General features: G+C 67.8%; 23 protein-coding genes. 12 read left to right on the top strand and 11 right to left on the bottom strand.

Going from position 1 to position 19763, the window contains the following annotated elements; translation table 11 throughout:
- The first annotated feature begins 106 nt into the window (after nucleotides 1-106).
- Both ABLE38_RS20535 and ABLE38_RS20530 read left to right on the top strand, forming a co-directional pair.
- Nucleotides 107-937, top strand: coding sequence for a TIGR00266 family protein (locus tag ABLE38_RS20535; RefSeq protein WP_348976118.1), 831 nt, complete (start codon nucleotides 107-109; stop codon nucleotides 935-937).
- Nucleotides 934-1197 carry a hypothetical protein gene (locus tag ABLE38_RS20530; protein ID WP_348976117.1) on the top strand — a complete coding sequence of 88 codons (264 nt, stop codon included), beginning with the start codon at nucleotides 934-936 and terminating at the stop codon, nucleotides 1195-1197. The genes ABLE38_RS20535 and ABLE38_RS20530 overlap by 4 nt, the downstream gene beginning before the upstream one ends.
- Here the strand turns inward: ABLE38_RS20530 and ABLE38_RS20525 are convergent.
- From ABLE38_RS20525 to ABLE38_RS20510, 4 genes are all read right to left on the bottom strand, one after another.
- The gene (locus tag ABLE38_RS20525; RefSeq protein WP_348976116.1) at nucleotides 1194-2516 is read right to left on the bottom strand and encodes a serine hydrolase; all 1323 of its coding nucleotides are present in this window, start codon (nucleotides 2514-2516) and stop codon (nucleotides 1194-1196) included. The genes ABLE38_RS20530 and ABLE38_RS20525 overlap by 4 nt on opposite strands.
- A 72-nt stretch (nucleotides 2517-2588) precedes the next feature.
- On the bottom strand, nucleotides 2589-4571 hold the full coding sequence (parE, locus tag ABLE38_RS20520) for a DNA topoisomerase IV subunit B (RefSeq protein WP_348976115.1): 1983 nt from the start codon (nucleotides 4569-4571) through the stop codon (nucleotides 2589-2591).
- A gap of 131 nt (nucleotides 4572-4702) precedes the next feature.
- Complete coding sequence (locus tag ABLE38_RS20515; protein ID WP_348976114.1) at nucleotides 4703-6229, bottom strand: methyl-accepting chemotaxis protein; 1527 nt, start codon at nucleotides 6227-6229, stop codon at nucleotides 4703-4705.
- Nucleotides 6226-6537, bottom strand: a complete 312-nt coding sequence (locus ABLE38_RS20510) for a hypothetical protein (RefSeq protein WP_348976113.1) — start codon at nucleotides 6535-6537, stop codon at nucleotides 6226-6228. The genes ABLE38_RS20515 and ABLE38_RS20510 overlap by 4 nt, the downstream gene beginning before the upstream one ends.
- Nucleotides 6538-6644: 107 nt before the next feature.
- Between ABLE38_RS20510 and ABLE38_RS20505 the strand changes: the two genes are divergently transcribed.
- Nucleotides 6645-7019, top strand: coding sequence for a hypothetical protein (locus ABLE38_RS20505; protein ID WP_348976112.1), 375 nt, complete (start codon nucleotides 6645-6647; stop codon nucleotides 7017-7019).
- 41 nt (nucleotides 7020-7060) lie between these two features.
- On the opposite strand, the gene ABLE38_RS20500 is transcribed toward ABLE38_RS20505, so the two are convergent.
- On the bottom strand, nucleotides 7061-7726 hold the full coding sequence (locus ABLE38_RS20500) for a GcrA family cell cycle regulator (protein ID WP_348976111.1): 666 nt from the start codon (nucleotides 7724-7726) through the stop codon (nucleotides 7061-7063).
- A 55-nt stretch (nucleotides 7727-7781) separates the two neighbouring features.
- Between ABLE38_RS20500 and ABLE38_RS20495 the strand changes: the two genes are divergently transcribed.
- The 7 genes from ABLE38_RS20495 to queE all read left to right on the top strand — a co-directional run bounded on the left by ABLE38_RS20495 (nucleotide 7782) and on the right by queE (nucleotide 14076).
- A complete protein-coding gene (locus ABLE38_RS20495) occupies nucleotides 7782-8621 on the top strand; it encodes an ABC transporter permease (protein WP_348976110.1) in 840 nt (279 codons plus the stop codon).
- A gap of 164 nt (nucleotides 8622-8785) precedes the next feature.
- Nucleotides 8786-9982 (top strand): aspartate aminotransferase family protein, encoded by a 1197-nt coding sequence (locus tag ABLE38_RS20490; RefSeq protein WP_348976109.1) that lies wholly within the window; start codon nucleotides 8786-8788, stop codon nucleotides 9980-9982.
- A gap of 141 nt (nucleotides 9983-10123) precedes the next feature.
- A complete protein-coding gene (gene argF, locus ABLE38_RS20485; protein WP_348976108.1) occupies nucleotides 10124-11044 on the top strand; it encodes an ornithine carbamoyltransferase in 921 nt (306 codons plus the stop codon).
- Between the two features lie 150 nt (nucleotides 11045-11194).
- The gene (locus ABLE38_RS20480; protein WP_348976107.1) at nucleotides 11195-12118 is read left to right on the top strand and encodes an Hsp33 family molecular chaperone HslO; all 924 of its coding nucleotides are present in this window, start codon (nucleotides 11195-11197) and stop codon (nucleotides 12116-12118) included.
- A gap of 69 nt (nucleotides 12119-12187) precedes the next feature.
- Entirely contained in the window at nucleotides 12188-12595 is a 408-nt protein-coding gene (locus tag ABLE38_RS20475) for a hypothetical protein (RefSeq protein WP_348976106.1), read from the top strand.
- A gap of 154 nt (nucleotides 12596-12749) precedes the next feature.
- A complete protein-coding gene (gene queC / locus ABLE38_RS20470) occupies nucleotides 12750-13433 on the top strand; it encodes a 7-cyano-7-deazaguanine synthase QueC (RefSeq protein ID WP_348976105.1) in 684 nt (227 codons plus the stop codon).
- Between the two features lie 10 nt (nucleotides 13434-13443).
- Nucleotides 13444-14076, top strand: a complete 633-nt coding sequence (gene queE, locus ABLE38_RS20465) for a 7-carboxy-7-deazaguanine synthase (protein WP_348976104.1) — start codon at nucleotides 13444-13446, stop codon at nucleotides 14074-14076.
- A gap of 165 nt (nucleotides 14077-14241) precedes the next feature.
- Here queE and ABLE38_RS20460 read toward each other — a convergent pair whose 3' ends face one another.
- The 3 genes from ABLE38_RS20460 to lipB form a co-directional block, all read right to left on the bottom strand.
- The gene (locus ABLE38_RS20460) at nucleotides 14242-14922 is read right to left on the bottom strand and encodes a hypothetical protein (protein WP_348976103.1); all 681 of its coding nucleotides are present in this window, start codon (nucleotides 14920-14922) and stop codon (nucleotides 14242-14244) included.
- A gap of 180 nt (nucleotides 14923-15102) precedes the next feature.
- Nucleotides 15103-15345, bottom strand: coding sequence for a hypothetical protein (locus ABLE38_RS20455; RefSeq protein ID WP_348976102.1), 243 nt, complete (start codon nucleotides 15343-15345; stop codon nucleotides 15103-15105).
- Nucleotides 15346-15460: 115 nt separating this feature from the next.
- The gene (lipB, locus tag ABLE38_RS20450; protein ID WP_348976101.1) at nucleotides 15461-16102 is read right to left on the bottom strand and encodes a lipoyl(octanoyl) transferase LipB; all 642 of its coding nucleotides are present in this window, start codon (nucleotides 16100-16102) and stop codon (nucleotides 15461-15463) included.
- Nucleotides 16103-16194: 92 nt separating this feature from the next.
- Here lipB and ABLE38_RS20445 point away from each other — a divergent pair, with 92 nt between their 5' ends.
- Together ABLE38_RS20445 and ABLE38_RS20440 are read left to right on the top strand one after the other, a co-directional pair.
- The gene (locus ABLE38_RS20445; RefSeq protein ID WP_348976100.1) at nucleotides 16195-17028 is read left to right on the top strand and encodes a glycerophosphoryl diester phosphodiesterase membrane domain-containing protein; all 834 of its coding nucleotides are present in this window, start codon (nucleotides 16195-16197) and stop codon (nucleotides 17026-17028) included.
- Nucleotides 17025-17750, top strand: a complete 726-nt coding sequence (locus ABLE38_RS20440; protein WP_348976099.1) for a hypothetical protein — start codon at nucleotides 17025-17027, stop codon at nucleotides 17748-17750. The genes ABLE38_RS20445 and ABLE38_RS20440 overlap by 4 nt, the downstream gene beginning before the upstream one ends.
- Here the strand turns inward: ABLE38_RS20440 and ABLE38_RS20435 are convergent.
- From ABLE38_RS20435 to ABLE38_RS20425, 3 genes are read right to left on the bottom strand one after another with little or no spacing between them, the layout of a single operon-like run.
- Entirely contained in the window at nucleotides 17726-18322 is a 597-nt protein-coding gene (locus tag ABLE38_RS20435) for a GNAT family N-acetyltransferase (protein ID WP_348976098.1), read from the bottom strand. The two genes, ABLE38_RS20440 and ABLE38_RS20435, sit on opposite strands and share 25 nt — an antisense overlap.
- Nucleotide 18323: 1 nt before the next feature.
- Nucleotides 18324-19178, bottom strand: a complete 855-nt coding sequence (gene hemF / locus ABLE38_RS20430; RefSeq protein ID WP_348976097.1) for an oxygen-dependent coproporphyrinogen oxidase — start codon at nucleotides 19176-19178, stop codon at nucleotides 18324-18326.
- Nucleotides 19175-19624: a tRNA (cytidine(34)-2'-O)-methyltransferase gene (locus tag ABLE38_RS20425; protein WP_348976096.1), complete on the bottom strand. Its 450-nt coding sequence runs from the start codon at nucleotides 19622-19624 to the stop codon at nucleotides 19175-19177. Before ABLE38_RS20425 ends, hemF begins: the two co-directional genes overlap by 4 nt.
- Nucleotides 19625-19763: the final 139 nt, after the last annotated feature.

The raw sequence follows: 19763 nt of genomic DNA, 5'->3' as shown, positions 1-19763 counted from the left end.
CCCCTGTATCGCGGCCAGTTGAACAGAGCTTCCCTGAACCTGTCCAGAACGATTGGCGTCGCGGCGGCGCAAAGCTATGGATCGGGCTTCGCAGAGGAGGGACCCCATGCCGCAGAATCCGTGGAGCCACAGCCGCAGCGCCGGCGTGGCCGACGATATCGACTTCGAGATCAAGGGCCAGGAGCTCCAGTTCGTCGAGATCGAGCTCGATCCCGGCGAGAGCGCGGTGGCCGAGGCGGGCGCCTTGGTGTGGAAGGACGCGAGCATCGGCATGTCGACGGTGTTCGGCGACGGCAGCGGCCAGAGCGGCGGCTTCATGGGCGCGCTGCTCGGCGCCGGCAAGCGGCTCGTCACCGGCGAGAGCCTGTTCACCACCGTGTTCACCCACAATGGCTCGGGCAAGGCGCGCGTCGCCTTCGCGGCCCCCGTGCCTGGCGCGATCGTGCCGCTCAAGCTGGACAGCATCGGCGGCACGCTGATCTGCCAGAAGGACGCCTTTCTCTGTGCCGCCAAGGGCGTGTCGATCGGCATCGCCTTCCAGCGCCGGATCATGACCGGGCTGTTCGGCGGCGAAGGCTTCATCATGCAGCGGCTCGACGGCGATGGCTGGGTGTTCGTCCAGTTCGGCGGCATGGTCGTCGAGCGCGAGCTTGCCCCGGGCGAGGAGCTCCACGTCGATACCGGCTGCCTCGCCGCCTACACGCCTTCGGTGGACTTCGACCTGGTGACCGCCGGCGGGGTGCGCAGCGTGTTCTTCGGCGGCGAGGGGCTGTTCTTCGCGCGGCTGCGGGGGCCGGGCAAGGTATGGATTCAATCGCTGCCCTTCTCGCGCCTGGCCGGGCGGATGCTCGCCGCCGCGATGCCGAATGGCGGGCAGAACCGCGGCGAGGGATCGATCCTCGGCCCGCTCGGCGACATCATCGGAGGCAATAATTGAGCCGGCCGATCCCCGACCTGCGCGACCGCGAGGCGCGCCGCACCTATCGCCGCGAGCTGATGCAGGTCGCCAAGGGTCCGCGCCGCGCCGGCGTGGCGCTGGCCGTGCTCGGCTCGGTGCTGATCCTGGTCAATGCCTATTGGACGCCGATTCCCAACGTTATCACGCTGACGGTGATCGTCCTCGGCTTCGCGCTGATGCTGATGGGGATCGGCATGCGCACCAAATACCACAAGCGCCGGATGCGCGGGGAGATCTAGGGCACCAGTTCCGCCGCCTTGCCGAGCAGCGCGGCGAAATGGCCCTGCTCGACCTCCTTGGCGGGATCGTTCCAGCTGCCGGTCACGACATACCAGGCGCCGTCCTTCGCCTGGAGCAGATAGGTCATGTTCATCACGCCGGGCTCCGATCCGCCCTTGAAGCCGATCCACTGCCACCTTGCCGCGGCATCGGGCGCCATGCCCGGGTTCTTCGACAGGATCGCGCGGGCATCGGGGTTCGCTTCGGTGCCGCGCCGCAGCCAGTCCATCACCCGGACCAGGTCGTTCGGACTCTCGAACCATTCCAGCGTGTCGATCATCTTGGGCGTCTTGGTCTGGAAGCTGGTCTGGTCGATCAGGATCGTCGGCACCGCCGCGACCTCGCCGTCGAGCAGCGCGCGCCGCCCGGCTTCCCCCAGCGCCAGATAGCGGTCGCCGAGCCCGGCCACGCCCTTCAGCTTGAACATGTCGAGCGTGGCGAGGAACGGCCGGTTGCGCGCCGGATCGGCGATGCCGAGCACCGGCATCATCGCCTCGACCTTGGCGCGGCCGAGCGTGTGGAGCAGGATATCGGTCGCGCTGTTGTCGCTGATCGAGATCATCTGCGTAGCCAGCTCGCGCAGCGAGACCTGCGTGCCCTTGGGCTTCATCGTGTAGCCGCCGCCGGGCAGCATGCCGCCGTCGAGCGTGACGAGATCGTCCCATTTGCGCTCGCCCGCATTGGTCGCGCGGACCAGCTCGGCCAGGATCACCAGCTTGAACGCCGAGCCGATCGCATAGGGCCTGTCCTGGTTGTAGCCCTGGATCAGCTGTGGCGCGCCCGCGCCGAGCTTGGCTACCGCAAAGCCCGCCGAGCCGCGCAGCGTCCGGATCTCGGCCACGGCCTCGGCCGGCGTGGCGGGCGTCTTGCCGGTGTCGCGCAGCGCGCTGCCGGTGATCAGCAGTCCGCTCACCTGGTGCGGCGCAGCGGGATCGACGGCGATCTTGATCGTCGCCACCGCCTCGCGCAGCCCGACCTGGACGGTCGCCTGCCACGGCGTCGCCTGGTCGATCCGCTCCACCCCGGTCACTCCCGCGGCGGCGAACTGGGCGATCACCGGTGCGAACTTCTCGCGCGGCACCGCGGCCTTGAAGGCGGGGGTGAAATATTCGTCATAGCTGACCTTGCCGGCGAGCAGCCCGGGCAGCTGGTTGACCCGCTCGGTAAAGGCGGGATCGGCCTTGGCGGGCTGGCTCGGGGCCGGCGGCGGCGCGGCGGTCTGCGCGGTGGCGGGCGCGGCGAGGAGCAGGGCGGCGAGACACGGGAGCAGGCGCATCATGGGCCTCATCGGCTGGAGATGCGCCGCTTCTACGCGCGGTAAATCATGATATCAAGATTATTGCGCGCCCGCTCAGGCGTCGATCACTTCCTCGTCGAGCCGCGCCGCATTCTCCTGGATGAACGCGAAGCGGTGCGCCGGATTGTTGCCCATCAGCCGGTCGACCAGGTCCTTCACGCCCGCGCGCTCCTCATATTCCTGGGGAAGCGTGATGCGCAGCATGCCGCGCGTCGCCGGGTCCATCGTGGTTTCCTTGAGCTGGTTGGGGTTCATCTCACCCAGGCCCTTGAACCGGCTGACCTCGACCTTCTTGCCCTTGAACGCCGTGTTCTCGATCTCGATCCGGTGCGCGTCGTCGCGGGCATAGAGCGACTTGGAGCCCACGGTCAGGCGGTAAAGCGGCGGCTGGGCGAGGTAGAGATGCCCCTGGCGGACCAGCTCGGGCATTTCCTGGAAGAAGAAGGTCATCAGCAGCGTGGCGATATGCGCGCCGTCCACGTCTGCGTCGGTCATGATGATGATCCGCTCATAGCGCAGATTCGCCGGGTCGCAGTCCTTGCGGGTGCCGCAGCCCATGGCGAGGATCAGGTCGGCGATTTCCTGGTTGGCCAGGATCTTGGCGCTGGTCGCGCTGGCGACGTTGAGGATCTTGCCGCGGATCGGCAGGATCGCCTGGGTCTTGCGGTCGCGCGCCTGCTTGGCCGAGCCGCCGGCCGAATCGCCCTCGACGATGAACAGCTCGGTGCCCGCGGGATCATCGGCCGAGCAATCGGTGAGCTTGCCGGGCAGGCGCAGCTTGCGCGCGCTGGTCGCGGTCTTGCGCTTGACCTCGCGCTCCTGCTTGCGGCGCAGCCGGTCGTCCATCCGCTCGAGCACATAGCCGAGCAGCGCCTTGCCGCGGTCCATGTTGTCGGTGAGGAAATGGTCGAAATGGTCGCGCACCGCCTTCTCGACCAGCGCGGTCGCCTCGGGCGAGGTCAGCCGGTCCTTGGTCTGCGACTGGAATTGCGGATCGCGGATGAACACCGACAGCATCAGCTCGGAGCCGACCATGATGTCGTCGGCGGTGATGTCCTTGGCCTTCTTGTTGCCGATCAGATCGCCGAACGCGCGGATGCCCTTGGTCAGCGCGGCGCGCAGGCCGGCTTCGTGCGTGCCGCCATCGGGCGTCGGGATGGTGTTGCAATACCAGCTGTACGAGCCGTCGCTCCACAGCGGCCAGGCGATCGCCCATTCGACCCTGCCGTTATTCTCGCCGGGGAAGTCCTGCTGCCCTGCGAAGAAGTCGGCGGTGGCGCATTCGCGCGTGCCGAGCTGCTCCTTCAGGTGATCGGCGAGGCCGCCGGGGAACTGGAACACCGCTTCGGGCGGAGTATCGTCGCTGATCAGCTCGGCATCGCACTTCCAGCGGATCTCGACGCCGGCGAAGAGATAGGCCTTGGAGCGGACCAGCTTGTAGAGCCGGGTCGGCTTGAACAGCATCTCGCCGAAGATCTCGACATCGGGCACGAAGCTGACCGAGGTGCCGCGCCGATTGGGCGTGCCGCCGAGATGCTCGAGCGGCCCGAGCGTCTTTCCCTGGCTGAAGCGCTGGCGATAGAGCTGCCGGTCGCGCGCGACCTCGACGGTGGTGTCGATCGACAGCGCGTTGACCACCGAGATGCCGACGCCGTGCAGGCCGCCCGAGGTCGCATAGGCCTTGCCCGAGAACTTGCCGCCCGAGTGCAGCATCGAGAGGATCACCTCGAGCGCCGACTTGTCGGGAAATTTGGGGTGCGGGTCGATCGGCATGCCGCGGCCATTGTCGGTAATGGTGATGCGGTTGCCGGCTTCGAGCAGCACCTCGATGCGGTTGGCATGGCCGGCGACGGCCTCGTCCATCGCATTGTCGAGGATCTCGGCGGCGAGGTGGTGCAGCGCGCGCTCGTCGGTGCCGCCGATATACATGCCCGGGCGCCGCCGGACCGGCTCCAGCCCTTCAAGGACTTCGATCGAGGAAGCGTCATAGGTGCCGGAGGGCACGCCCGGCGCGGCAAACAAGTCTTCAGCAGCCATGGAGAACGTATAGGGGGTGTGCGGTGACGGGCGCAAGCGGAGGACGGCAATTCCTCTACCCGGCGTGCCCCTCCAGCATCGCTTCGCGATGGTCCCCCTCCCCGAGACGAGCTCGGGGAGGAATTAGAAAGCTACGCCGCCTTCAGCTGCTCGATGAACTTGCCCGTTGCCGCTTCCAGCGCGGCGGCGGCTTCCGAAAGCCCCGTCGCGGCATCGGCGACGCGTTCGGACAGCGCCTCGGTGTCGCTCGCCACGGCGGCGACGGCGCCGATGCGCTCGGCCATGCGGGTGGCGCCGACGGCGGTGTCGTGCGCGGTCGCCTCGATCATGCCGGCGGCCTGGCGCTGCCCGTCGACTTCGGCGCGGATCGCCTCGGCGGCGACGGCGACTTCGGCGACGGTGCTGGCGATCTGGTCGAGCGCGTCATGCGCCTCGCTGGCGTCGCCCGCCACCGTGCCGGCGAGCGAGCGGATCTCGTCGGTGGCGTGGCCGGTCTGGTTGGCGAGCGCCTTCACTTCGTGCGCGACCACCGCGAAGCCGCGGCCGACCTCGCCGGCGCGCGCCGCTTCGATCGTCGCGTTGAGCGCGAGCAGGTTGGTGCGCGCTGCGATCTCCTGGATCGATTCGGCGAAGCCGGTGATCGTGCCCGCGCGCTGCGCCAGCGCCCGCACCGCGCTTTCGCCCGAGCGCGAGACGCCGCGCGCCGCGCCGCTCAGCGTCGCCTGCTGGTCGACGCTGGTGGCGATCGCCATGATCGAGGCGGAGAGCTGGCGCACGCCGCTGGCGAGTCCGCCGGCGGTTTCCGATGCCTGGGTGGCGATATGGACGGTGGCGGCAAGGTCGCCGCTCGCCTTGTGCGCGAGCGTGTTGAGCGAATGCGCCGAATGATCGAGGTCGCTGGCGGCGCGAGTCACCTCGCGCACCGTCTCGGCGACCGATTCCTGGAAGGCGGTGGCGAGCGCGAGCATCTCGCGGCGGCGCTCGGCACTCGCGCCGCGCTCGCTCGCCTCGCGGCGGTCGCGCTCGGTGCGCTCGCGCGATTCGGCGGCGCGCATCGCTATGAGCGCGGCTTCGGCATCGTCGCGGCGCGCAGTGGCGTCCCTGGCATAGAGCTCGCTTTGCGCGCGCGCCTCGTCCTGCGCCTCGATCAGGCGGCAGAGCTGGGTGGTGAGATAGGCGAGCACCGCGAACTGGAGCAGCACCGCGACGGCGTGGAAGATCACCCGGCCGAAATCGCCGCCACCCTCGAACACCCAGGCGGGCAGGGCGAGCTGGAAGATGATGTGGTGGGCCGCGATCAGGCCGCAGGCGAGCGCGATCGGCTTCCAGTCATAGAGCAGCGTCAGCGCCGCCAGCCCGACGAAGAAATACATGTGCGCGTCCATCTGCCAGGCATGGCCGGTGAGCGCATAGACGGCGAGCGCGGGCTGGATCGCGGCGAGCGTGCCGACGATCATCCGGGCGGAGGCATCGTAGCGGTGGCGCAGCGCGACGATGGTCGGCGCGACATTGGCGGCGGCACCGAGGAGCAAGGTGATCCACTCGCGCTGGCTGCCGCGCAGCAACAGGCCGAGCACGAAGACCACGGCAACGGTCGCCCAGGAGGCGATGACCAGCATCTCGACGCCGCGGCGGCGCAGGCGATCGATCTCGCTCATGCCGCCGCACTCCCGCAGAGCGCCGGCGGCGCGGCGAGGATCAGCACGGGTTCGCTGCCCAGTGCCGCGGAGAGCGCGAGATGGTCACCGCTGACGACGACGCTGCCGGGGAAGGGGCCGGACCCGAGCAACCGGGCGCCGCCATCCACCGCGCGCGCCAGCATATGCGCGGCGCCGGGGCCGATCGGCACCAGCAGCATGCGTCCCTGGCTCGGCGGCCAGAACGCCGCGCACACCAGCGCCAGCCCGACCAGCGCGAGCTGCGCGGTCAGCGCATGGCGCGCGAGAATTGCTCCGAAACGGTCCATTGCGCCCGCGTAGCGCGCCCAAGGTTTCGAACGCGTAAACCATGCCGCTCCCGAAACTACCTAATCGGGGCGGCGAACCCATTCGGGCGCATGCGCGTTCGGGCCAGATGATCGCATTGCTCCTCGACCTCGCCAACATCCTGGGCGGCTTCCTGCTCGCCACCGCGCTGCTCGCCCAGTCGCCACGCGTGGGTGACGATCTCGCCCGATTCGCGGGCAGGCTGGCGCCGTTCGGCTGGATCGTCGGCGTGGTCGCGCTCGCGGCGGGCGGCTATTGGCTGATCGTCCACCTGACCAGCGGCCCGCACGTCTTCCATTTCGAGATCGTCGGCATCGGCGTCGGGCTGGCGCTGCTCTGGGACCGGTTGACCAGCCGCCCCGCGCCGCAGGGCGGCACCAGCGGCCGCGGGCTGCTGCTCGCGATCTTTGGGATCATCGCGATCCTCACCGGCGTGCAGGGGCTGTTCACCCCGGACGGGTGACGCAAATCGGGCCGCGGATCGCTCCGCGGCCCGAATGTGGATCAGCGGACGCGCGGGCCGCCAAAGGGCAGCGGCGGCGGCGGGCGGCGATCGCGGCGGGGCAGTTGCGCCTGATAGGCGTGGCCGCAATGATCGACGCAATAGGGGAAGCCCGGGTTCACCTTGTCGCCACAGAAATGGAAGTCCGGCTCGCCCGGATGGCCGAGCGGCCATTTGCAGATCTTGTCGTTGAGATCGAGCAGGCTGGTCTTGCCGGCGATCGCTTCGCTTGGGCGCGCGGGCACGAGGCGGCGCGGCGGGGCCGGGGTGATCGGCGGGCTCTGCTCGCCAGGGTTCTGGCGCACGAAGCCGCCGGGGCCGACCGAGCGGAGCACGGGGCCGCTCGGCTTGACCGGCGCCGCGGGGGCGTCGTCGTCCGAATCGTCCGCGGGCGCGGCGACGGGGGCCGCGGCGCGCGGCGCGGGCGCCGGTGTCGGCGCGGCGGCGGGCGCGGGCGCGCGGGGTGCCGGCGCTGCCTTGGGCTCGGCTGCGGCCTTGGGCTCGTTCGGCTTCACCGGCGAGGGGCGGGCGGGCAGGCCCAGGCGGTGCGCCTTGCCGATCACGGCGTTGCGACTCACGCCGCCCAGCTCCTCGGCGATCTGGGTTGCGGTCAGACCGCTGTCCCACATCTTCTTCAGCGTATCGATACGCTCTTCGGTCCAGCTCAAAACTTCTCTTCCTTCACCTTGCAGGCGGCGCACGCAGCCGTTACGCGAACCTGCGATGAGCAGCCAGCCCGAAATCGGTCAACAGCTTCCCGAGCCCGGCGTTCCGGTTATCCGCAACGTCAACTGGGGAGGCTTGCGCACCCTCTATATCAAGGAGGTGCGCCGTTTCTTCAAGGTGCAGCTCCAGACGATATGGGCGCCGGCGATCTCGCAGCTCATGCTGATGGTGGTTTTCACCACCGCGCTGGGGTCGCGCGGCGCCGTGCATGTCGGTGGAATCGGCGTGCCGTTCGCCGCCTTCATCGCCCCCGGCCTGATCGTGATGGGCATGCTCAACAACGCCTTCGCCAATTCCAGCTTCTCGCTGCTCGTCGGCAAGATCCAGGGGACGATCGTCGACTATCTGATGCCGCCGCTCTCCACCGCCGAGCTGCTGTTCGCGATCGTCGCCGGCGCGGTGACCCGGGCGTTCATGGTCGGCGGCGCAGTGTGGCTGGCGATGCTCGTCTATCTGGGCGCCGAGGCGGTGCCGCACCATGTCTGGGCGGTGCTGTGGTTCGGGCTGCTCGGCTCGGTGCTGCTCGCCTGCCTGGGCGTGCTGACCTCGATCTGGGCGGAGAAGTTCGATCACGCCGCCGCGGTGACCAACTTCGTCGTCGCGCCGCTCGCGCTGCTCTCGGGCACCTTCTATTCGGTCGAGCGGCTCGCCCCGGCCTTCCAGGCGGTCAGCCACGCCAACCCGTTCTTCTACATCATCTCGGGCTTCCGCTACGGCTTCATCGGCGTGGCCGATTCGCCGATCCTGGTCGGCAGCCTGGCGATCCTCGGGCTAGACGCGGTGCTCGGCCTGATCTGCTACACGCTGCTGCGGCGCGGGTGGAAGATCAAGAATTGAGCGCGGTGCGGGCGCGATAACGCCCCGGCATGCCCTGCGCCCAAACGATTATTGACGCCTCCCGGCCGCCCCTCGTAAACACCCGCCTCGGGCGGTCCCGATAGGCCGCCCTTTTGCGTTTCTGGAGTCTCGTTTCCGAGCTTTTCCGTAGGAGGACCGTACCAATGCCGATCACCCCGCTCATGCCCGTCTACCCGCGGTGCGCTGTGCGGCCGGTGCGAGGCGAGGGCGTCTACCTCTATGGCGAGCGCGGGGAGAAGTATCTCGACTTCGCCGCCGGCATCGCGGTCAACGCGCTGGGGCATGGCCATCCGCACCTGACCAAGGTGCTGCAGGACCAGGTCGCCACGCTGATGCATGTGTCGAACCTCTATGGCAGCCCCCAGGGCGAGGCGCTGGCGCAGCGGATCATCGACGTCAGCTTCGCCGACACGGTGTTCTTCACCAATTCGGGCGTCGAGGCGATCGAGTGCGCGATCAAGACCGCGCGCCGCTATCACTTCGCCAACGGCAATCCGCAGCGCCACAAGCTGATCACCTTCAAGAACGCCTTTCACGGGCGCTCGCTGGGGGCCATCTCGGCGACCGACCAGCCCAAGATGCGTGACGGCTTCGAGCCGCTGCTGCCGGGCTTCGACTATGTGAAGTTCAACGACCTCGAAGGCGCGCTCGCCAAGATCGACGACGAGACCGCCGGCTTCCTGGTCGAGACGGTGCAGGGCGAGGGCGGCATGACCGCGGGCACCCCGGAGTTCATCCAGGGGCTGCGCAAGGCGTGCGACGAACATGGCCTGCTGCTCATCCTCGACGAGATCCAGTGCGGCTATGGCCGCACCGGCAAGATGTGGGCCTATGAGCATTACGGCATCACCCCTGACATCATGACCGTCGCCAAGGGCATCGGCGGCGGCTTCCCGCTCGGCGCCTGCCTCGCGACCGAGGAAGCGGCCAAGGGCATGGTGATCGGCACCCACGGCTCGACCTATGGCGGCAACCCGCTCGCCATGGCGGCGGGCCAGGCGGTGCTCGACGTGATGCTCGAGGACGGCTTCCTTGACCATGTCACCAAGATGGGCGAGCGGCTGCGCCAGGCCTTCGAGCAGATGATCCCCAACCACGATCATTTGTTCGAGGAGATCCGCGGCAAGGGGCTGATGCTCGGCATCAAGATGAAGGACCCGGCGGTGAGCCGCGACTTCGTCGCCCATCTGCGCGACAATCACGGGCTGCTCACGGTCGCGGCTGGCGAGAACGTGTTCCGCGTCCTGCCGCCGCTGGTGATCAACGAGGATCACATCGCGGAGTGCGTCGAGCGCCTCAGCGAAGGCGCGCGGACCTTTGGGATTCCGAGCGATGACTAATTCGATCCTCCCCGGCACGGGGAGGGGGACCATGCGAAGCAGGGTGGAGGGGGCTCTCGACTGGGCGAATCGTGCGTGGAGGGCCCCCTCCACCACGACGCTTCGCGTCGCGGTCCCCCTCCCCGTGCCGGGGAGGATCTTATGACCCGCCATTTCCTCGATCTCTCCGACGCCGGCACCGCCGGCATCCAGGCGATGCTCGACGACGCGATCGCGCGGAAGCAGGCGCGTGCCGGCTGGCCCAAGGGCAAGGTCGATGCCGACGCCCCGCTAGCCGGCCGCGTGCTGGCGATGGTGTTCGAGAAGAACTCGACGCGCACCCGCGTCTCGTTCGACATGGCGATCCGCCAATTGGGCGGCACCTCGATCGTGATGGATGCCGGCAGCATGCAACTCGGCCGCGGCGAGAGCATCGCCGATACCGCACGCATCCTCTCCGGCTATGTCGACGCGATCATGATCCGCACCGACGATCACGCGAAGGTGGTCGAGATGGCGCACTATGCCAGCGTGCCGGTGATCAACGGCCTCACCGACGCCTCGCACCCCTGCCAGATCATGGCGGACATGGAGACGATCCTCGAGGCCGGCTTCGCGCTGCCCGGGCTTAAGCTCGCCTGGCTGGGCGACGGCAACAACGTCCTCGCTTCGATCATGGAGGCCGGCGGGCTGATGGGGTTCGATGTCGTCGCCGCCTGCCCGCAGGGCTTCCAGCCCTCGGACGAGGACGTCGCCCGCGGCAAGGGCCGCGCCCGCGTCGTCGGCAGCGCGCGCGAGGCGGTGGAAGGTGCCGACATCATCGTCACCGATACCTGGATCTCGATGGGCCAGGCGCATGCCGAGACCAAGCTCGCCGCGATGATGCCCTTCCAGGTGACCGAGGCGCTGATGGCGTCCGCGAAGCCCGAGGCGAAGTTCCTCCACTGCCTGCCCGCGCACCGCGGCGAGGAAGTGGTCGATGCCGTGATCGATGGGCCGCAATCGCTGATCTGGCAGGAGGCCGAGAACCGGCTCCATGCCCAGAAGGCGGTGCTGCGCTGGTGCTTCGGGCAGATCGGCTGAGTTGAAGCTGGCGCGGCTGTGCCTATCTAGGCTGCCGAACCCGAAATCTCCGTTCGCCCTGAGCCTGTCGAAGGGCGGTTTGCCGCAAGCGCGATGCTCGCGGAGAGCTGCCCTTCGACAGGCTCAGGGCGAACGGGTGGAGACATGATGATGAACACCGCCCCCACCACCGATCTCGATCGCGCGATCGGCTTCACTATTCCCGGCCGCCACACCCGCGGCCGCGTCGCGCGGCTGGGGCCGGTGCTCGACGAGATCCTGTCTGCGCATGCATACCCTGAGCAGATCGAGCGGCTGCTGGCCGAGGCGCTGACGCTGACCGCGCTGCTCGGCTCGACGCTTAAGGACGCGCAGGGCCAGCTCACGCTCCAGGCGCAGACCAAGGGGGGCATCGTCAGCCTGATGGTCTGCGACTACAAGAATGGCGAGCTGCGCGGCTATGTGCAGTTCGATGCGCTGCGCCTGTCGCAGCTCGGCAAGAAGCCGTCGCTGTTCGCGCTGTTCAACAAGGGCTATCTGGCGATCACCTTCGATCAGCCGCTCACCAACGAGCGCTACCAGGGCATCGTCCCGCTCGACACCGGCTCGCTGGGCGAGGCGGCGCAGGGCTATTTCCTCCAGTCCGAGCAGATCCCGAGTCTCGTCCGCCTCGGCGCCCAGCGCGACAAGGCGAGCGGCAAGTGGATCGCCGGCGGCCTGTTCCTCCAGCATTTGCCGGAGGGCGAGGCGGGGCGCGAGCGACTGCACACCCGGCTCGATCATCCCGAATGGCAGCATGTCGAGGCGATGGGCGCGACGATGGGCGTCGACGAGCTCGCCGACCCGGCGCTGCCGCTCGAGACCTTGGTCTGGCGGCTGTTCAACGAGGAGGAGGAAGTGCGCGTGCTGGCGGGCACCGAGCTCTCGCGCGGCTGCCGCTGCGACGCGGCCTATATCACCCAGGTCCTCTCCAAGTTCCCGGAGTCGGAGCGCGCCGACATGGCCGATGAAGAGGGCGTGATCAGCGTCGATTGCTCCTTCTGTTCCAAGAAGTTCCCGGTGAAGCTCGCCGATTTCGTTCCACCGGCGTTGTAATTCGCGCCAATCCCGCCATATCGGGGCGAAGGGGCGCGGCATCGATGATCGCGTCGGGAGGCGTTACGGATGTTGTTCAGGCGTATGATGTGCGCGGCATTTGCCGGTGCATCGCTGTTTCTTGGCGCGGGCGGCGCGGCAGTGGCCGAGCCGAAGCCCGGCGTGCAGGCGGTCTTCGGCCAGATCGAGCGCGGCCAGTGGCTGCTCAAGGAGAAGCTGGGCGGCGAGCGCCGGATCTGCTTCACCGCGCCGGTCCACTTCATCCAGCTCGCGCATGGCAACCAGCCCTGCGAGCAGTTCACCGTCTCGCAGGATCAGCGCTCGGCGACCGTCCGCTATACCTGCGACGGGCATGGCACCGGCCGCACCACGGTGACGGTGGAGACGCCGCGGCTGGTGCTGATCGATACCCAAGGCGTGCTCGACGGCTCGCCCTTCGACCAGGAATATGAGGCGCGCCGGATCGGCGCCTGCTGATCGGGCTTTAACGGTTATTTCATGTGCGCCGGGCTACCGTGGCATCTGCTCCTCTGGAGCATTTTCCTCTCTGGCATGGGTTCTTCCCCTTTCAGACTGGGCCGCTGCGGCGGCCCATTTTGCTTTGCAGCATATTTCCGGCTAGTCCGCGCAGATGACTGACAGCGTTGCAATCGTACTGGTTTCCGGCGGCCTCGATTCGATGGTCTCCGCCGCGCTCGCGCGCGAGGCGGGGCATCGCGTGATGGCGCTCTCGTTCGACTATAACCAGCGCCACCAGATCGAGCTGGCCGCCGCGCGCCGTGTCGCCGCCACCTTGGGTGCGGAGCGCCATGTGGTGATGCCGATGGACCTGCGCGCGTTCGGCGGCTCGGCGCTCACCGCCGATATCGACGTGCCCAAGACCGGCGTCGGCGACGATATCCCGGTCACCTATGTGCCCGCGCGCAACACGATCTTCCTCAGCCTCGCGCTCGGCTGGGCCGAGGCGGCGGGCGCGCGCGACATCTATATCGGGGTCAACGCGCTCGATTATTCGGGCTATCCCGATTGCCGGCCCGAGTTCATCGAGGGCTTCGAGAAGCTCGCCGAGCTGGCGACCAAGGCCGGGGTGGAGGGCGAACCCTTCCATATCCGCGCGCCGCTCCAGTTCATGACCAAGGCCGATATCGTCCGCGAGGGTGCCCGGCTCGGGCTCGACATGGGGCTGAGCTGGTCGTGCTACGATCCGGCGCCGGGCGGGCTGCACTGCGGTTTCTGCGACAGCTGCCGCCTGCGCTCCAAGGGCTTCGAGGAAGCCGGCATCCCGGATCCGACGAAATACGCGACCAAGCCGTAGGACCGGGCCGATGACCTACAGCGTCAAGGAGATGTTCCTCACACTCCAGGGCGAGGGGGTGAATGCGGGCGCACGCGCGGTGTTCGTGCGCTTCGCCGGCTGCAATTTGTGGACCGGGCGCGAGCAGGACCGCGCGAGCGCGATCTGCCAGTTCTGCGACACCGAGTTCGTCGGCACCGATGGCCTTGGCGGCGGCAAGTTCGCCGATGCGGACGCGCTGGCCGATGCGGTCGAGGGATTCTGGGGCGAGGGGCGGGAGGCGCGCTTCGCCGTGCTCACCGGCGGCGAGCCGATGCTCCAGGTCGACGATGCGCTGGTCGACGCGCTGCATGCGCGCGGCTTCCGCATCGCGATCGAGAGCAACGGCACGATCGCTGCGCATCCGGGGATCGACTGGGTGTGCATCAGCCCCAAGGCGGGCAGCGAGGTCGTCCAGCGTTCGGGCGACGAGCTCAAGCTGGTCTGGCCGCAGCCGGGCACCGATGTCGAGGCGATCGAGGGCTGGGACTTCGCCAACTTCCTGATCCAGCCGATGGACAGCGTGGCGGCCGAGGAGAATATCGCGGCCGCGATCGCCTTCGCGATGGCGCGGCCGAAATGGCGGCTGACCTTGCAGACGCACAAGATGCTGGGGCTGCGGTGACCTGGCTCCCCTCCCTGCAAGGGAGGGGTAGGGGGTGGGTTGCGACCCCGGCGAAGGCCGGGGGCGCCCAGCCAGCCGGTAGCCGAAAAAGAAAAGGCCGGGCATCGAGCCCGGCCTTTTCTAACCCACCCCTGGCCCCTCTTTGCAGGGAGGGGAAATAACAGCTCAATCCAGCGCCAGCGGCCCGCACTTCTTCGCCTGGTACATGCCCTTCTTCCAGCACTTGTTGTCGCCGAAAGGCGGCATGCGGGTCACGCCCATGCCGGTGATCATGTAGCGCGACGGGCGATATTGCTCGCCCCAGGGGCCCAGGCTCGCACGCAGTTCCTTGATGCGGTCGAGCGCAAGATCGGTGAACTTGCCGGGCTTCACGAAGACGGCGTCATGGCCGATTGCGGCAGCCGTCTGGCAGAAAGAAAGCTGCCCTTGGACCGTGGAAAATCCCGAATAGATGCGGGTGCCATACTTGTCGAGCTCTAGCTGGCCCTGCTTCTTGTTCTTGTACGCTCGTTCAAAATATTTCTCGAGCGTAGCGTATGAGTCCCGCAGCTCGATCGCGTGATCCTTGATCAGCGAATTGTAATTGTCGACCGAAAGCAGCGTCGGCTCGAACTGGCACTGGAGCGCGGCGACGTTGAGCGCGGCGCGCAGGTTCCAGGCGAGCGCGGCGCGCAGCTCGCCGGCAGTGGCGCCGGGCAGCGCGGGTCCGGTCATCCCCGGCTCCTCGCCGGTGACGCGGCCGCTGTCGAGATTGGCCGGCTTGAGGAAGAACTGTGCCGAAGCGGGCACGGACGCGAACAGGCCGATCCCCCCGGCCACGACAAGTGCGATACGCGATGCGAGCATGTTGCCCTCGAAAACTACCAGTTGAACCCCGTGGGGAGGGGTTACGGTGTTTCGATTCCCGGCAGAAGCCCTTTTTTACCATACGGGGCGTGCCATGCCGGCATTTCATCGCAAAAGCGCATGTGAAAAGGCCGCCCGGTCGCCCGGACGGCCCTTTCGTAACACCCAACAGGGCGCGAATTACATCGCGTTGGTGGTGTTGGTCGTCGTGGTGGTGGTGGTGTTCTCGACCACGGCGCCGTTCTCGGTGGCGGCGGCGTCGATGTTGGTGACCATCGTGTCGGTGGTCACGTTCTCGGTCGGAACGACCTCGGTGGTGGTGTTGGTCACGTTGGTCGACTCATTGCTGGTGCACGCCGAGGCCAGGAGGGCCGCGCCGGCGATCATCGAACCTGCAACGATCTTCGAAATGACTGCACGCATGTAGAAAGCTCCCTAGATAATGGATCTGGATTACGGTTACGCCGCTTAATACCCAAACCGGAGTGGACATTAGACGGTTCGGGCAAACCCCTCAAGACTCGAATTTGACCTCGGCTCAGGAGAGAGCCTCCAAAAATGGCAAGAATGTGGCGCGCAGAGCTAAATCGAATTGCTGCGGTGTTGCCGCAACCCCCAATGCGGCGGCGCTGGTCACCGGGAACTCGGCGATGCCACAGGGTACGATCCCATTGAAATCGTTGAGGTTTGGCGAGAGATTGACCGCAAAGCCGTGCATCGTCACCCATTGCCGGATGCGCACGCCGATCGCGCCGATCTTGGCTTCCTGGCCCTGCGCGTCGAGCGTCCATATGCCGATCCGACCCTCGGCGCGGAATGCCTCGATGCCCAATTCGCCCAGCGCCGCGATCACCCAGCCCTCCACGGCATGGACATAGCCGCGCACGTCGCGCCTGCGATTGCGCAGGTCGAGCATCAGGTAGCCGATGCGCTGGCCGGGCCCGTGATAGGTGTAGCGCCCGCCGCGCCCGGTGCGGAACACCGGGAAGCGCGCATCGACCAGCTCGCGCGCATCGGTCGCGCTGGTGCCGGCGGTGTAGACGGGCGGGTGCTCGAGCAGCCAGATCCGCTCGGGCGCGGTGCCTGCGGTAAGTGCTGCGACATGCGCCTCCATCTCGGCGAGTGCGGCGCCATATTCGATCGGCTCGGGCGCGACCCGCCATTCGATATCCTTGGTCATGCGTGCGAATTGCGCATGCGGAAGCGATTGCGCAAGCATTGGCAACCTAGGGTGCGCCCGCTAACACCGCGCCGAGGGAGGAAAAGGGTCGGATGGCGAAGATCGGCACCGTCTGGGATCGGACGGCGGAGTTTCTGAGCGACAATCTGCACGCAGTGCTGCCCGTGGCGCTGCTCGCCTTTTTCGTGCCCGCCTCGATCCAGAGCAGCTTTCAGTCCGCGCTGGCCGGCGGCAGCTTCCAGCTGACGCTGCTGCTGCGCCTCGTCCAGCTCGCCTTCGGCATCCTCTCGCTCTGGGGCTCGCTCACCATCGCGGCGATGGCGCTCGAGATCGCCGACGGCCGGACCGCCGGCGCGATCGGTCGGGCGCGGCTGCTGCCGGCGCTGGCCGTCTCGCTGCTGCTGTTCGCGGCCATCTTCGTGCTGGCACTGCCGATCCCGCTCGCGCTGCAGCTCGCCGGCTATGACATGACCGCGATCGCACGCGGCGAGGTCACCGAGATTTCGCCGACGATGGGCACCGGCATCGCGCTTTACGCGCTGGTGCTGATCGCGCTGCTGCTGTGGTTCGCCGCCCGGCTGTTTGTCGTCAATCCGGTGATCGTGCGCGAGCGGCGGATGTTCTCGGCGCTGCGCCAGTCGTGGACGCTTACCCGCGGCATGACCTGGCGGATCATCGGCGTGATCCTGCTCTTTGTGCTGGTCTCCTGGGTGTCGGCGCTCGCCGCCAACATGGTGTTCGGCAGCATCTTCGCGCTGGTCGCGGGCGGCGGCACCGACGGCATCTCGCTCGCGGGCGTGCTGACCTCGATCGTCGTCGCCGCGGTGCAGACCGGGTTCACCGTGCTGGTCCCGGCCTTCACCGCGAAACTCTATCTGGCCCTTGCGGCCGAGGCCGGGCTGCGCGAAGGCGTATTGCACGTATGAGTTTCACCAGTCGCGGCATCCTTGCCGATGCCGTTTCCCTTTGGCGCGCCGAGCGCGAGCTGCTCGTCGCGCTGGGGGGCCTGTTCTTCGTCGTGCCGGTGCTTGGCGCCGCGCTGCTGCTCGCGCGGCTGGATCTCGCCGGCATCGAGGACAGCAAGAAGCTCGCCGAGGTGCTGACCGCCTTCTACGACGCCAACCTGCTGCCGCTCCTCCTGATCAGCGTCGCGATCGATTTCGGCAGCTTCGCGGTGTTCAACCTGTTCCTCCAGGGCGGCGGGCGCACGCTGGGCGAAGTGCTGCTGCTCGCGATTCGCCGCTTCCCAGGCTTCTTCGCGCTCAGCCTGCTGGCGAACCTGGCCTTCTCGATCGGCTCCTGGCTGATCCTGCCCGCGCTGTTCGTGCTCGCACGCACCTGGCTCGCTGGTCCGGCCTATGCCGCGCAGCCCGGGCAGGGCATCCTCGGCGCCTTCCGCGCGGGCTGGGACCGCAGCACCGGGCTGCGCGGCTTCGTGCTGCTCGGCCTGCCGTCGATGCTGGTCTTCGTTGCGCTGATGCTGGTGATCCTTACCGGCGGCATCCTCGGCACGCTCGAGGCGGTGAGCGGCGCGGGGCAAGTCGTCTCGATCCTGTCCTATCTCGTCACCGCGCTGATCGGCGGCGGCACCTGGCTGGCGCTCGCGGTGATCCGCGTCGCCGCCTATCGGCTGAGCGCCCCCAAATAGGGGATCTGAGGCGCCGCATCGGGCGCCAGCACGCCCGCCAACCGCGGATCGGCGAAGGTCTCGACGGTGCGCTTGTAGGGCACGAAGCCGTGCTTGCGGTAGAAGCCCAGTGCACGGGGATGGTCGAGCGTGCAGGTATGCACCCAGACGCGGCGGACCTCCGGCTGCCAGGCGAGCATCAGCGCATGCGCCATCAGCCAGCTGCCATGTCCCTTGCCGGCGAGTTCGGGGATCAGCCCGACGAATCCCAGCTCGCACGCGCCCTCGGTCCGGAAATCGAGCTCGAGCATGCCGACTTCGATGCCGCCGCGATCGACCACCGCATAGACGTCGACCTTGGGGTCCTGGACGATCGCGCGCAGTCGTTCCTCGTCCATCACCAGCCGCGAGAACCACAGCCAGGGCTCGCCGACGCGGCGGAACAGCGCGCGGTACTTGGCCGGATCGGGCGCGGGCCAGCGTATCAGCCGCAGCGCCGAATCGGGCAGGGGCCTGGGCCGCGGCCGCGCCAGCATCTCCAGCGCGGTCACGACCGTGGCGATCTGGTCGTTGGCGACCGGGATCAGGCCCATCTCAGCTCCAAGCGGTCACCGGCGGCAGGCTCATCAGGATCGCGTCGATATTGCCGCCGGTCTTCAGCCCGAACAACGTCCCCCGGTCATAGATCAGGTTGAACTCGGCATAGCGGCCGCGCCATTCGAGCTGCTGCTGGCGCTCGGCCTCGGTGAACGCCATCCCCATCCGCCGCCGGACGATCTTGGGGAAGATGTCGAGGAAGGCGCGGCCGACATCCTGGGTGAAGGCGAAGTTCGCCTCCCAGCCGGCGTCTCCCGCGCCCTCGAGGTGATCGTAAAAGATCCCGCCGACGCCGCGGTGCGTCTTGCGGTGCGGGATGTAGAAATACTCGTCGGCCCAGGCCTTGAAGCGCGGATAATGCTGCGGATCATGCGCGTCGCACGCGGCCTGCATCGCCGCGTGGAAGTCGGCGGTGTCCTCGGCATAGGGGATCGGCGGATTGAGGTCGGCGCCGCCGCCGAACCAGCGCTTGGTGGTCACCAGGAAGCGCGTGTTCATGTGCACCGCGGGCACATGCGGATTGGCCATGTGCGCGACCAGGCTGATGCCGGTGGCGAAGAAATTGGGGTTGTCGCCGGCGCCATGGATCGTCTTGGCGAAATCGCCCTCGAAGGTGCCGCCGACGGTCGAGACGTTGACCCCCGCCTTCTCGAACACTTTGCCCTTGATCACCCCGCGCACGCCGCCGCCGCCCGGCGCGCCGCTCGGATCGGTGCGGTCCCAAGGCGTGTAGGCGAACTTCGCGTCCGAGCCGGCCTCGGCCTCGATCGCTTCGAATTCGGCGCAGATCGCGTCGCGCAGGCTCTCGAACCAGGTCCTTGCCTGTTGCTGCTGTTCGTCGAGCTCGATCATTCCGGAAATCCTTTGGTCTGGCGGAGCGCCTCGGCGAGCCCGATGCCCGCCGATACCGCCAGGTTCAAGGAGCGCAAGCCGGCGCGCAGCGGTATGCGCACGATCAAATCCGCGCGATCATGCACCAGGTCGGGCGCGCCGCGGCTCTCCGATCCGAAGATCAGCGTGTCGCCGGGCTGGAAGCTGGCCTGGTCGAGCCGGATCGATCCCTTGGTGCTGAACAGCACCAGCCGGCCGCTGAGCTTTTCGGCGAACGCGTCGAAATCGGCGTGGCGCGCCACTTCGGCGATCTCGCCATAGTCCATCGCCGCGCGCCGGCGGGCGGCGTCGTTCCAGGCGAATCCCATCGGTTCGATCAGGTCCACCGCCGCGCCGAGGCAGGCGCCGAGGCGCAGCACGGCGCCGACATTGCCGGCAATATCGGGCTCGAAAAGGGCTAGTCGCATGGCCTTGCTCCTAGCGTTCTATTCCCCCGCGTAACAAGCCGCTCAAAATCCCTGTTGCCGAAGCGCTTCGGCGACGTCTATCAGGCCCGCTAGCCTATTCGGGGGAACACCGAAGGGCGACGAGGGGGGCCTTAGCGCC

The organism is Sphingomonas sp. KR3-1 (genome assembly GCF_040049295.1).
Classification (GTDB): Bacteria; Pseudomonadota; Alphaproteobacteria; order Sphingomonadales; family Sphingomonadaceae; genus Sphingomonas.
This window is presented reverse-complemented; position numbering and strand designations above follow the sequence as displayed.